This window comes from Exiguobacterium sp. s43 (assembly GCF_018617255.1).
Taxonomy (GTDB): Bacteria; Bacillota; Bacilli; order Exiguobacteriales; family Exiguobacteriaceae; genus Exiguobacterium; species Exiguobacterium profundum.
In genome coordinates this window covers 297399-311328 of record NZ_JACSJT010000002.1, presented here as the reverse complement: position 1 = coordinate 311328, position 13930 = coordinate 297399, and the positions used below count along the sequence as shown (strand labels likewise).

Here is a 13930-nt window from a genome sequence, read left to right as displayed (position 1 = left end):
TACGACTTTGAGGTGAAAAGATGGCTTCGCAAAATACAGAAAAAGATTTAAATACGGTTGCCGATGAGACAATCGACAGCGTGAACCGATTCGTCGAGTACTTTAAAGATACAGACATGTGGATTGGTTTAGGGATCAAGCTCGCCGGTGTGGCGCTCATCATCCTTGGTTTATATATCGCAACACGCATTTTGACAACGATGGTCGAGCGCGTGTTTACGCTCCGCAAAATAAAAGAACATGATATCGTCGCCCAGCGACAGAATGAAACGTTATTAAAATTAGCCCAAAACACAATCCGCTATGTGATCGGGTTGATTATGGTCTTGACGGTGCTCGGACAATTCGGTGTGAATATCGCCGGTTTGATTGCATCAGCCGGGGTCGCGGGTCTTGCAATCTCATTCGGGGCACAAAGTTTGGTGAAAGACGTCATCACAGGGGCGTTCATCATCTTTGAAAACCAATACAAAAACGGGGATTACGTCAATTTGAACCAACAAGTCGACGGGACGGTCATCGAGGTCGGAATCCGGACGACGAAATTAAAAGGATTAAACGGACAAGTGACGATTATTCCGAACGGACAAATCTTACAAGTGACGAACTACTCGCTTGAAAACAGCGTCGCTGTTGTCGATATTGGGGTTGCGTACGAAGAAGATATGTCAAAAGTAGAGCAAGCGCTCAAGGAAATTGCGAAAACGGTCGAAGCACGCTATCACGACTTGTTCATCAAACCAATCGACTTAGCTGGAGTGCAGTCGCTCGGACCGTCGGAAGTGGTGTACCGATTAATGGCGGAAGTGCCGCCGACCCAGCACTTCGCAGCTGGTCGAATTTTGCATAAAGAGTTAAAGGCTGGACTTGACGAGCGGGGGATTGAAATTCCATACCCACGTACGGTCATGATGCCACCGAACTCGGCTCCTAAAGGAGGAGAAGCAGAAAATGCAAAGTAAAACCTATGCATTGAACGATATTGTGGAAATGAAAAAACCACATGCCTGCAAAACGAACCGCTGGCAAATCACGCGTGTCGGGATGGACATTCGGATCAAGTGCCAAGGCTGCGGAGCTAGTGTGCTCATGCAACGCCGTGATTTTGATAAGCGATTCAAGAAAGTGCTTGAACAAGGGAACGCCGCCGAATAAGCGGCGTTTTTCTTTAGGTTATGAACGTGAGTTGCGGTTTAATCGTGGACTATCTATAATTGTGAAGGATGTGACGGTGTGGTGTACTGAATGTACCCACTCCACAGACGGCTTAACATTTCCCGGGAAACACCGGATGAGGAGGAAATACTAGTGGGATTAACAGCAGGAATTGTCGGATTGCCAAACGTCGGGAAATCGACATTGTTTAATGCGATTACACAAGCAGGAGTCGAGGCGGCCAACTATCCGTTCGCGACGATCGACCCGAACGTCGGCGTCGTAGAAGTACCGGATGCGCGCCTTGATCGATTGACAGAACTCGTCAAACCGAAAAAAACGGTACCAACAGCATTTGAGTTTACAGATATCGCTGGAATCGTGAAAGGTGCGTCAAAAGGTGAAGGTCTCGGAAACAAATTCTTGGCGAACATTCGCGAAGTGGATGCGATTTGCCAAGTCGTCCGTTGTTTCGAAGACGAGAACATCACGCACGTCGCAGGCCGTGTCTCACCAATCGATGACATTACGACTATCAATCTTGAATTGATCTTAGCTGATCTTGAGCAAGTCGATAAACGAATCGCACGTGTTCAAAAAATGGTGAAGGCAAAAGATAAAGGTGCGGTACAAGAACTTGAAGCACTCGAAATCGTGCGAGATGTTCTTGAATCAGAGCGTCCGGCACGTGTCGCTGAATTATCAGAAGACCAACTCGCAATCGTCAAACACTTCCAATTGCTTACGATGAAGCCGATGCTTTACGTGGCGAACGTGAGTGAGGATGAAGTGGCAGATGCCGATTCGAACGAGTTTGTACAAGCAGTCCGTGATCACGCGGCAACAGAAGGTTCGAAAGTCATCGTCATCTGTGCACGAATCGAAGAAGAAATTTCAGAACTCGAACCGGAAGAACGCCTCGAGTTCTTACAAGATCTCGGGATCGAAGAGTCAGGACTTGATCAATTGATCCGTGCGGCTTACTCGACACTTGGCCTTGCGACATACTTCACGGCAGGTGAGAAGGAAGTTCGTGCTTGGACGTTCAAACAAGGGATGAAAGCCCCACAATGTGCCGGTGTCATCCACTCTGATTTCGAACGTGGATTCATCCGTGCCGAGGTCGTGTCGTATGACGACCTTTCAGCAGCAGGAAACATGACGACGGTGAAAGAACAAGGAAAACTTCGTTCAGAAGGAAAAGAATACGTCTTCCAAGATGGCGACGTTGTCACGTTCCGCTTCAACGTATAAGTGGATTTACGGAAACGTATTGTAAAAGTTAAGGAAGTTTGATAGTATATTATGACGTGAGTAAAACAATTGTTTGCTCCTTGCTCCTACAACCGGTAGGGGCCGTTAGTCCAAGAGGAGGTGAAAGATAATGCGTAAATACGAACTTCTTTACATTATCCGTCCATCAGTTGATGAGGAAGCGAAGAAAGCTTTAATCGAGCGCTTCAACAACGTCATCACTGAAAACGGTGGTACTGTTGAAAAAACAACAGACATGGGTAAACGTCGTTTCGCTTATGAAATCAACAAGATGCGCGAAGGACACTACGTTCTTCTTAACATCGTTGCTGAACCTAAAGCGATCTTAGAAACAGAGCGTCTCATGAAGATCTCTGACGACGTTGTCCGTCAAATGACAACAAAAGACGAGCGTTAATCCTTAACGTTTCGTATCGTGAAAGGGGAGCTTGGAGATGATTAACCGAGTTGTGTTAGTTGGTCGATTGACTCGCGATCCCGAAATGCGTTATACGCAGAGCGGAATCGCCGTAACACGCCTTACTCTCGCTTGCGATCGTCCATTCGCTGGACAAGATGGGAAGCGCGAGACGGACTTTATTGATTGTGTCGTTTGGCGCAAACAAGCAGAGAACGTAGCACAATACTTGAAAAAGGGCAGCATGGCCGGCGTTGACGGTCGCCTTCAAATCAGTAGTTACGAAGGACAAGATGGCCAACGTCGTTACCGGGCAGAAGTAGTCGCAGACAGCGTACGCTTCCTTGAACCACGCGGAGCCTCAGGGCAACGTGAGCAAGCACCATCTGGAGATGTCTTCGGTGGTGGTGAATCAAGTGGATCAGGATGGGGCGCAGGAGCCGCTTCGACTTCATCTCAGTCCTCGAATTCGAATAAAGGTTTTGACGCAGATCCGTTCTCGGGTGGCGGCAAAATCGACTTGTCAGATGATGATTTGCCATTCTAATCATCATGGACAATAAAAACTAACCTATAAAGGAGGTCTTCACATGGCACGTCGTCCAGGAGGTCGTCGTCGTCGTAAAGTATGTTTCTTTACGTCGAACAACATCACTCATATCGATTATAAAGACGTAGAATTGCTCAAACGCTTCGTTTCGGAGCGTGGTAAAATTCTTCCACGTCGTGTGACTGGTACTTCAGCGAAATACCAACGTCCACTTACTGTCGCTATCAAGCGCTCACGTCAAATGGCTTTGCTTCCATACGTTGCAGAGTAATTGTTTGACGAACGGCTTATCCTCTTGGATAAGTCGTTTTTTTGTATTTCATCTCGTCTGTAAGTGTGTAAGTGAAACCGACGAATATGGTATGATAGAGCAGAAACCTTTACGATTCCATGGGTGAACATTACTCATTTTAGGAGGCATACATGCACAGTGGTGAAGCATTAACATCCGTGAAGAACCAATACGCGCGGCACATGATTCCATACGTGATTGGATTCCTTGTCTCGTTAGGATTGGCGTTCTACAACATTGTGGCGGCAATCACCCTGTTTATGGGCACGCTGATTTTTTTCATCTATCAGCAAGTGACGATGCGACGGGAGCGTAAAAATTGGGAACAGTATGTCCTCTCTCTCTCTCATCAAATCGAAGAGGTCGGAAAAGAAGCATTGACGACGATGCCGATTGGGATTTTAGTCTTTGACCAGGACCGACGGATCAGTTGGTATAACGAACAATCACGATTGATTTTCGAACTCGATATGGCGATTGGAATACCGCTTGATGCGCTCCATTCCGCCTTCGATGAATTGATTGAAGAAGAAGAGGATGAAGCCACGATTGAAGTGGGTGACCGTGTCTATCGTGTTTATTACAATCAAATCCATCAAACCCTCTATTTATTTGATATGACCGAAGAAGCGGAGATGGAACAAAAGTATGTTCAAACGCAGACGGTTATCGGTATTTTGTATTTAGATAACTATGACGAGATGTCGACTGCGGTGGATGAACAGGTCCGTAGTGAAGTCAATCGTCGGGTGACGGTACTCCTCAATCAATGGGCGCAGCGGCATCATATCTACATGCGTCGTACAGCTGCGGACCGCTTTTTCCTCGTCATGAATGAACGGACGCTATCTGAACTTGAAAACAACCGCTTTTCAATCTTGGATGAAGTGCGTGATGCGACGAAGGAACAAAGAATCCCGTTGACGTTATCAATCGGGATTGGGTGCGGTGAAACGACATTGACGGAGCTCGGTAATCTCTCTCAGTCGAGTCTAGATTTAGGACTTGGCCGTGGTGGTGACCAGGCAGTCGTTAAGCGTCATAATGGGAAAGTTCGTTTCTTCGGCGGGAAGACAAATCCGACCGAGAAGCGAACGCGTGTCCGGGCACGTGTCATCTCGAACTCGATGCGTGACCTCATTCGGGAATCGAGCCGTGTCCTTGTGATGGGACATAAGAATCCAGATATGGACTCGCTCGGGGCTTCCATCGGTGTCATGAAATTGGCCGAGTTTGTCGGGCGCGAGGCGTATGTCGTCATTCCATCCGGTGAGACGAGTGTCGGCATTCAGCGGCTCGTCCATGAAGTAGAGAACGATGACTCGTTATACAGCCAATTCTTGACCGAGTATGAGGCGCAGCCACTCATCGATGAACAGACATTACTCGTCGTCGTCGATACACACCGTCCGTCCCTCGTCATTTCAAAAGACATTTTGGATCGGTCGGAGCGGGTCGTCGTCATCGACCACCATCGTCGCGGGGAAGAGTTTATCGAAGATCCGGTTCTCGTGTATATGGAGCCTTACGCATCATCAACGAGTGAGCTCGTCACGGAATTGATTGAGTATCAGGCGGGAAGTCGAAAGCTCTCTATTTTAGAGGCAACGTCACTTCTCGCGGGAATCATGGTCGATACGAAAGGATTTACGCTCCGTACGGGATCCCGTACGTTTGATGCGGCATCCTTCTTACGGATTCAAGGTGCTGACACGGTTCTCGTACAGCACTTCATGAGACAAGATCTCGATGCTTATATCGAGCAGTCTCAGATTTTGAGAAACACCGAAATTTATGCAGGTGGGATGGCGATTGCGGTCGCTTCTGACGACGAGGCACACCATCAAGTGTTGATTGCTCAGTCTGCAGACCAGTTGCTGAATATGGAAGGCGTCAAAGCCTCGTTCGTCATCGCCGTCTTACCGGACGGGCGTACGGGAATCAGCGCGCGGTCGCTCGGTGACGTCAACGTCCAGGTCATCATGGAAATGCTCGATGGCGGTGGCCATTTGACGAATGCGGCGACGCAACTTGAAGTGAGTCGCGAACAAGCGAAAGTCATGTTGAAAGAGGCAATCGATCATTACGTAACAGATGAAACTGAAGGAGAGGAATTAGAATGAAAGTCATTTTGAAAGTAGATGTAAAAGGACAAGGGAAAGCTGGAGAAGTGAAAAACGTGGCAGACGCTTACGCTAAGAACGTCTTGTTCAAGAAAAACTTGGCAGTGGAAGCGACACCAGGAAACCTGAAAGCATTCGCGGCTAAAGAACGTCGTGCCGAAGAAGCAGCAGAAGAAGAGTTGAACGAAGCGAAACAACTCAAAGAAAAGCTTGAAAAAGAGACGATTGCCGTCACGACGAAAGCCGGTGAAGGCGGTCGCGTGTTCGGTTCGGTCACGAGCAAGCAAATCGCGGATGCCCTTAAATCAATGGGCTACAAAATCGATAAGCGTAAAATTGAACTCGAGCATCCGATCAAGGCGCTCGGTTTCACGAAAGTGCCAGTGAAGTTGCACCATGACGTCGTCGCGACGTTGAATGTACATGTACAAGAAGCTTGAAGGTGAGGTAGAGACGGATGAGTGATGCGATTCAAGTCAATACACCACCGCATAGCGTGGAAGCGGAGCAAGCCGTCTTAGGGGCAATCATCCTCGATTCGGATCGGTTGATTACGGCCTCAGAGCGGGTCGACCCGGACGACTTTTATCGTGTCAGCCACCAACGCATCTTTGAAGCGATGCTAAAAATCAATGACCGAGGCGAGCTCGTCGACTTGGTAACGCTCAGTTCTGAGTTGCAGGCGCAAGGGATTTTAGACGAAATCGGGGGCCTCAACTATTTGGCGGAGGTCGCGGAATCCGTTCCCGCCATCGGGAACATCGGCTATTACTTGAACGTCGTCGACCAAAAAGCGGCACTCCGTCGTCTGATTCGAACTGCGACCAACATTGTCTCGGATGGTTATGAGCGTCAAGATGAGGTGGATTCTGTTTTATCTGATGCCGAGCGAAATATTCTAAAAGTATCGCAGCGAAAAGGACAATCGAGCTTCCACCCGATTGGTTCTGTCTTATCCGATGCGTACTCGACGATTGAAAAGCTGCATCAGTCGAGCGGTGAAATCACCGGGATTGCGACCGGGTTCACGGATTTGGATAAGATGACGGCCGGTTTCCAACGAAACGATTTGATTATCGTGGCCGCCCGTCCATCTGTCGGGAAGACCGCGTTCGCCTTGAACATCTCGCAAAACGTCGCGGTCCGTACGGGTGAGAACGTCGCCATCTTCAGTTTGGAGATGGGTGCCGAGCAACTCGTCATGCGTATGTTATGTGCGGAAGGGAACATCGATGCCCAGCGCCTCCGGACCGGTCGTCTTGAAGCGGAAGATTGGGGTCGTCTCTCCCTTGCGATGTCGTCGCTCTCCCAAGCAGGCATCTACATCGACGATACACCGGGTCTTCGGGTCAACGAAATCCGAGCCAAATGTCGCCGATTGAAGCAGGAACATGGTCTCGGGATGATCATGATTGACTACCTGCAGCTCATCGTCGGGAACGGGAAACCGGGCGAGAACCGCCAACAAGAAGTATCGGAAATCTCACGTACGCTCAAAGCAATCGCACGGGAACTACAAGTACCGGTCATCGCCTTGTCTCAGCTCTCACGTGGCGTAGAGAGTCGTCAAGACAAGCGACCGATGATGTCCGATATCCGTGAATCGGGAGCAATCGAGCAGGATGCCGATATCGTCGCCTTCCTCTATCGTGATGACTATTACGATAAAGAGAGTGAAGACGCCAATACGATTGAAATCATCATTGCGAAACAACGTAACGGTCCGACCGGTACGGTCAAGCTCTCCTTCAGGAAAGAGTACAACAAGTTCGTCAATATGGAGACGCAAGCCTTCGCACCACCGATGTAACGTCGGTGGTGTCTTTTTTTGTATAGGATTAGATCAAAATGACGAACGAATAGTTACATCTTATATAAAACGTTCGGTATTCAATTGACTTTCTTGCTTTTCAAGTGTACACTTACGGATGGTTTGAACAGAACGTTGATTAATAAGGAGGATTCATTATGTCATCAGTAGTCGTAGTGGGAACGCAGTGGGGCGATGAAGGGAAAGGGAAGATCACCGATTTCTTATCGAAACAAGCCGAAGTCGTCGCGCGTTATCAAGGGGGAGACAACGCTGGTCACACGATCGTCTTCAATGATACGAAATATAAACTTCACCTCATTCCGTCTGGGATTTTCTATTCGGATAAGACGTGTGTCATCGGGAACGGGATGGTCGTCAACCCGAAATCACTCGTGACAGAACTCGCTTACTTACATGAACGGGGTGTGAGCACGGATAACCTCCGGATCTCGAACCGGGCGCATATCATCTTGCCATACCACCAGCTTCAAGATCGTCTCGAAGAAGAGGCGAAAGGTGACGCGAAAGTCGGTACGACACTGAAAGGAATCGGTCCAGCGTATATGGACAAGGCGGCACGTATCGGGATTCGCATCGCCGACCTTCTCGACAAAGAAGTGTTTGCGGAGAAGCTAAAGACTGTACTTGAACTAAAAAATCGCATGTTCGTGAAAATGTATGAAGTCGATCCAATCGAGTTCGATGACATCTTTGAAGAATACTACGCGTATGGTCAACAGTTCGCGAAATACGTGTGTGATACATCGGTCGTGTTGAACGATGCGCTCGACGAAGAGAAAAAAGTTCTTTTTGAAGGGGCTCAAGGGGTCCTTCTCGATATCGACCATGGAACGTATCCGTTTGTCACATCGTCGAATGCTGCATCAGGCGGCGTATCGAGTGGTGCCGGAATCGGGCCATCGAAGATTCATCACGTGGTTGGTGTCTGTAAAGCATATACGTCACGCGTTGGAGACGGTCCGTTCCCGACAGAGCTCGACGATGAGATCGGTCATACAATCCGTGAAGTCGGGAAAGAATATGGAACGACAACAGGTCGTCCACGCCGTGTCGGCTGGTTCGACTCGGTCGTCGTGCGTCACTCACGCCGCGTCAGTGGGATCACAGATCTTTGCCTCAACTCAATCGATGTGCTGACAGGTCTTGAGACGCTTAAGATTTGTACATCGTATGAGTATGAAGGAAAGCATCTTGACGAGTATCCACCGAACTTCCGCGTCCTTGAGAAGTGTGTACCGGTATACGAAGAGCTTCCTGGCTGGACAGAGGATATCACAGGGGTTCGTCGCTTTGAAGACCTTCCGGAGAACGCACAGCGTTACGTGCGTCGCATCGAGGAATTGACAGGAATCGAATTGTTGACGTTCTCGGTCGGACCGGCTCGTGAACAGACAGTCATCTTGCGTGATATTTACGAAGCATAAGAAAGGGAGCCACCGGGCTCTCTTTTTCTATTTCCACGGAAATGGACCACGCTTTCTAAGCTGTTTAAAAAGAGTTACAATGTAGGCATGTACGTTTAATGATAAGAGGAGGACTCACTGAATGGATCGTACGATTTTAGTGGTAGATGACGAACAACCAATCGCAGATATATTGAAGTTTAAACTTGAAAAAGAAGGTTACCAGGTGCACGTTGCCTATGACGGTGAAGAAGCACTCGTCAAAGTAGAAGAGATTCAACCGGATCTCATCTTGCTCGACATCATGCTTCCGCTCAAGGACGGCATGGAAGTATGCCGTGAGGTGCGGAAGAAATACGATATGCCGATCATCATGTTGACGGCAAAAGATTCCGAGATCGACAAAGTACTCGGACTAGAGCTCGGCGCAGACGATTACGTCACAAAGCCGTTCAGCTCACGTGAATTGTTAGCCCGTGTCAAAGCGAACATGCGACGTCATGCGACAGCACCGGCGCCAGAAGCAAAAGGAGCCAACGCGAACGATATCGTGATCGGCGACTTGACGATTCATCCGGATTCGTACATGGTGACGAAACGGGATGAGAAGATCGAATTGACACATCGCGAGTTCGAATTGATTCATTACCTCGCCCAAAACATCGGGCAAGTGATGACGCGGGAGCACTTGCTCCAAACGGTATGGGGCTATGATTACTTCGGTGATGTGCGTACCGTGGATGTCACAGTACGTCGTCTTCGTGAAAAAGTTGAGGACAATCCATCGACTCCGACGTATATCATTACGCGTCGTGGCGTCGGGTATTATTTGAAGGCAGGAGAAGAAGATTAAACGATGAAACGGACGAACTTCTTTAAATCAATCCAGTGGAAGCTCGTCGTCATCTATGCGCTGCTCATTCTCGTTGCGATGCAAGTCATCGGCGTGTACTTTGTGCGTTCTTTGGAACGGCAATACATCAACAACTTCTCGCAGTCACTTGTCGACCGGGCGAACCTACTGAGCTATAACATCAGTGAGGGGACTGCCGCGAACGAGAGTGACTTGACCACGGACCAGCAGTTGAACCAGTTACTGGATCAGCTGCTGTCTGAATTTACAGAGAGCACGACGCTAGCTGACGACATTCGAGAAGTCCAAATCATCGACACGAACAGTGTCGTCCGGGCAACCTCGAACCAAAATAATCAAAGTCTCGTCGGACAACGGACCGCGAGCACGTTCATTCAAAAGTCATTCGCGACAGGCGGGGCGCAAGAGACGCTCGTCTATGAAGATTCAAATGACCGAATGCGCGTCGTTGCCGTTCCGATCAAGTCGGAAGTGGACGGTACGACGACCGGGATGATCTATATCGAGGCATCGATGAAGTCCATCTACAACCAGATGGAACAAGTGACACGTATCCTCGCAACAGGGACGTTGATCGCACTCATCATCACCTCGTTCCTCGGAATTCTCTTATCGCGCACCATCACGCGACCGATTGCCGATATGCGGAGGCAGGCCGTCGAGATGCGGAAAGGGAACTTCTCACGAAAAGTTAAAGTGTATTCGGATGACGAGGTCGGTCAACTCGCTTACGCATTCAATGAATTGACGGACGAGTTGATGGAGGCGAACGCGACGACGGAAGCCGAACGACGCCGCTTGACGAGTGTCCTTGAGAACATGTCCGACGGTGTGGTCGCGACCGACCGCTCGCTACGGGTCATCTTGATGAACGACCAGGCGCGCGACATGATTGGAGTCGATGAAGAAGAGGCGATGGGGACGAATCTACAAAATCTCCTCGCATTCGAAGAGGAAATCATCATTCCGGAAGACGGCACGATGCCGACAAAACTGATTGACCTCAGTACGGACGAAGAATTGTTCCTCGTTCGTGCCTATTTCTCACCGATTCAAAAACATAGTGGACCAATCACAGGTCTCATCGTCGTCTTGCATGACGTCACGGAACAAGAACAGGTCGAACAGGACCGCCGTGAATTCGTTGCGAACGTCAGTCATGAATTGCGGACACCGCTCACGACGATGCGTAGTTACTTGGAGGTTCTTGCAGAAGGTGCTTATCAGGATGAGGAATTGGCGCCACGTTTCTTAGAGACGACGCAAAACGAGACGGAGCGGATGATTCGCCTCGTCAATGACTTGTTGCAGCTCTCGAAGATGGACAGTAAAGAATATAAGATGCAGAAGGTGAAGTTCGACTTCGTGCAGTTCTTTAACGATATCATCGACCGTCATGAGATGACGAAAGGGGATGCGATTCAATTCCGTCGCAAACTGATGAAGCGTCGCGTCTACGTGCATGCCGATCAAGATAAGATGACTCAAGTCATCGACAACATCATCACGAACGCCATCAAGTTCTCACCAGAAGGTGGGACGATTACGTTCCGGACGATGCTTCGGGCGAAACGCCTCGTCATCGGCATCAAAGACGAAGGGGTCGGGATTCCGAAGTCGAACTTAAAGAAAATTTTCGAACGTTTCTATCGTGTCGATAAGGCGCGGGCGCGTAACATCGGTGGTACAGGACTCGGTCTATCGATTGCCAAGGAAGTTGTATCTGCTCACGGTGGCGACATCTGGGCAGAGAGTGAATTTGGAAGAGGTACAACGATTTACTTCACGATCCCGTTCGATACGATTGTGGAGGTGAATGATTGATGAAACGGTTTACGATTGCAAAGCCGGAACTGTGGAAGTCGTTCATTTTGCTCACGTTAATCGTCACGTCGATTGTTCAAACCATCATCTTGTGGGACTACCATCCCACGTATCAGGCCGTCCAATCTGAAACGCAACTCACGACGGTGGACGAGTCATTGCAGCGTCGAGCGGACCAGGTCATCATTCCCGTTCAAGCGGTCGTGCATGACAACAATGCTGTGTTCGCTTCAAAGAATACACCGAAGCAACTGATGCGTGTCATTCGGGATTCGTTTGAAGCGAGTGAGTTCAAGCCGCTCGCTGTGAAAAACGTCCCGAGTTTCTATACGGATATCAACGAGGGACTGGAGTTGATCTTACCGGAGGCCTACTATGCGGACACGCTCAGCTATATGCTTCCGGGAACGTATAGTCTGTCTGGGAAGATTCCACAGCGAATCCTCATCTATATGGATGACAGTGCGTTCAACATTCGTGCCATCATGAGCGACCAGTCCATTTGGGAAGGGAAGTTGACGAAAGTCGGAAACGGCGATGTGAACAGTCTTTTCTTAAAAAACTCGAGTCGAACGATGAAGCGCGTGACGTATACGGATGAACGCGTGAATTATATCCCGGTCGTCGGACCTGAGATGAATGAGTTGTTCGCGTATGACGTGTCGTCGATTCAAATCGACACTCGTCTCGACTGGATGCGAGATACGTTCTTCCCAGGTGACCCGAACGTTCAAGAAGTCGACCCGGCAAGCTCGGTCGGGGCGTTGACGAATGGTGTCAGTGTGGCGGAATATGATGCGAAACTGAACGCCAGTCGCTATCGAAACCTGTCTCGGAATAGCACCGAGCGTGATACAGCAATCGGGTTAGATTCCATTGTGGAATTCGTGAACTTCCACGGGGGGTGGGTCGATGAAGCGTCTGAGAATCAAGGGCTGTCCCTTCGATTCGATGCCATCACACCGGCCAATAAAGGATTTGAAACGACCGTGTTCCGTTTTCACGTGAAAGGGTATCCCGTCTTCAGTCAGCGTGAAGCGTTTATCAACAACGATGCCATCGATTTATCCACATTACGTGTGGAAAACGACGGGGCACAGGTCCGGTCAATCACACGTAACCACTTGGAAATCGATCGCCTGATCACCGTCGGCACGACACAGTTGGCTGATGCGGATGAGGTGCTCGGTACGCTCATCAACTCCGGACGATTTGAGAACGTGACCGAGATTCGAATCGGTTATGAGATCGAATATAACGAGGACACGAGCCGCTATGTGACGTTTTCACCGAACTGGTTCGTGCGTGAGGCGGGCCGTTGGGTCCCATACAATCAAGGAGACGATTGGACAGAAAGGATGATGTATCGTGGATTGGAGTAAAGCGAAATCGATTTTAATCTTCGCCTTCCTCGCCTTGAACATCTATCTGTTGTTTCAATTGCTGACGGAAACATGGGCGACCGAAGTCGTGACGAATGACAACACCTCGATCACGCAGATTTTAGACCAGCGGAACGTCGATCCGGCAAAATTGCCACGGATGGGTCGAGATATCGGCTATTTGACGGGTTCGTCTGAAGAGATGTCAGCTGCGATGATCACGAAAAATCGGGAGGCGCAGCTCGCGACGACGCTCGACAACATGCAACTCGAAGTCGAGTTGAAACAACCCGTGCCGCTCGATGCGAAGGATTTGCGGACGACCGCTTCGACGTTTGTGGCGGAATATGTTCCGTTTGGAAACGAGTACGCCTACTGGCGCTACGATGAAAAAACGAGACAGATTGCTTTCGTACAAACATTCGAGGACAACAAGATTTTTTCAGCACCTGAAGTCGAGGGTGGCACGGAAATGTACATCGGTCCGTCCCTCATCCTCATTCAGTTGAACGAGTCGTTCGAAGTGACGGATTATAAACAGCGTCATTTAAAAGACCTCTCCTCAAAAACGCAAGATGACCTCGTGTTGACGGCCAGTGAAGCCATCTCACAACTCGCGTCTCGGAAGTACTTCCAACCGAACCAGGAGATGCGGGCCATCAATACCGGATTTTACAGTTTACCGCTCGACAGCTCTGGCAGTTTGATTATCATGCCACCGCTTTGGTCGATCGGGATTGATGATCAGGTCTACTTCGTCAATGCAATCGATGGAACAGTCGAGCACGTGGAGTTTGAAACGAAAGAATGAAAGGAGTGAT

General features: G+C 49.2%; 14 protein-coding genes. All 14 read left to right on the top strand.

The genetic code is table 11. From position 1 onward, the window contains the following. The first annotated feature begins 20 nt into the window (after positions 1-20). The 14 genes from KNO79_RS12290 (at position 21) to KNO79_RS12225 (ending at position 13920) form a co-directional block, all read left to right on the top strand. Positions 21-962 (top strand): mechanosensitive ion channel family protein, encoded by a 942-nt coding sequence (locus KNO79_RS12290; protein WP_074035244.1) that lies wholly within the window; start codon positions 21-23, stop codon positions 960-962. Continuing rightward, positions 952-1155 (top strand): DUF951 domain-containing protein, encoded by a 204-nt coding sequence (locus KNO79_RS12285; protein ID WP_047795718.1) that lies wholly within the window; start codon positions 952-954, stop codon positions 1153-1155. Before KNO79_RS12290 ends, KNO79_RS12285 begins: the two co-directional genes overlap by 11 nt. Before the next feature lie 153 nt (positions 1156-1308). Then, entirely contained in the window at positions 1309-2409 is a 1101-nt protein-coding gene (gene ychF / locus KNO79_RS12280; protein WP_031424089.1) for a redox-regulated ATPase YchF, read from the top strand. Positions 2410-2539: 130 nt separating this feature from the next. After that, complete coding sequence (rpsF, locus tag KNO79_RS12275) at positions 2540-2827, top strand: 30S ribosomal protein S6 (RefSeq protein ID WP_015880230.1); 288 nt, start codon at positions 2540-2542, stop codon at positions 2825-2827. Positions 2828-2864: 37 nt separating this feature from the next. Beyond that, the gene (gene ssb / locus KNO79_RS12270; protein WP_015880231.1) at positions 2865-3374 is read left to right on the top strand and encodes a single-stranded DNA-binding protein; all 510 of its coding nucleotides are present in this window, start codon (positions 2865-2867) and stop codon (positions 3372-3374) included. 43 nt (positions 3375-3417) lie between these two features. Further along, positions 3418-3648: a 30S ribosomal protein S18 gene (gene rpsR, locus KNO79_RS12265; RefSeq protein ID WP_015880232.1), complete on the top strand. Its 231-nt coding sequence runs from the start codon at positions 3418-3420 to the stop codon at positions 3646-3648. Positions 3649-3800: 152 nt separating this feature from the next. Then, positions 3801-5792, top strand: coding sequence for a DHH family phosphoesterase (locus tag KNO79_RS12260; protein WP_214691421.1), 1992 nt, complete (start codon positions 3801-3803; stop codon positions 5790-5792). After that, entirely contained in the window at positions 5789-6232 is a 444-nt protein-coding gene (gene rplI / locus KNO79_RS12255; protein ID WP_159563195.1) for a 50S ribosomal protein L9, read from the top strand. The genes KNO79_RS12260 and rplI overlap by 4 nt, the downstream gene beginning before the upstream one ends. 17 nt (positions 6233-6249) lie before the next feature. Next, entirely contained in the window at positions 6250-7602 is a 1353-nt protein-coding gene (gene dnaB / locus KNO79_RS12250; RefSeq protein WP_015880235.1) for a replicative DNA helicase, read from the top strand. 158 nt (positions 7603-7760) lie between these two features. Then, complete coding sequence (locus tag KNO79_RS12245) at positions 7761-9050, top strand: adenylosuccinate synthase (protein ID WP_078145962.1); 1290 nt, start codon at positions 7761-7763, stop codon at positions 9048-9050. Between the two features lie 121 nt (positions 9051-9171). Further along, entirely contained in the window at positions 9172-9882 is a 711-nt protein-coding gene (gene yycF, locus KNO79_RS12240) for a response regulator YycF (protein ID WP_015880237.1), read from the top strand. A gap of 3 nt (positions 9883-9885) precedes the next feature. After that, positions 9886-11727: a cell wall metabolism sensor histidine kinase WalK gene (walK, locus tag KNO79_RS12235; protein ID WP_074035234.1), complete on the top strand. Its 1842-nt coding sequence runs from the start codon at positions 9886-9888 to the stop codon at positions 11725-11727. Beyond that, positions 11727-13109 (top strand): two-component system activity regulator YycH, encoded by a 1383-nt coding sequence (yycH, locus tag KNO79_RS12230; RefSeq protein ID WP_159563197.1) that lies wholly within the window; start codon positions 11727-11729, stop codon positions 13107-13109. Before walK ends, yycH begins: the two co-directional genes overlap by 1 nt. Further along, positions 13096-13920, top strand: a complete 825-nt coding sequence (locus tag KNO79_RS12225; RefSeq protein WP_214691420.1) for a two-component system regulatory protein YycI — start codon at positions 13096-13098, stop codon at positions 13918-13920. Before yycH ends, KNO79_RS12225 begins: the two co-directional genes overlap by 14 nt. The last annotated feature ends 10 nt before the right edge of the window (positions 13921-13930 follow it).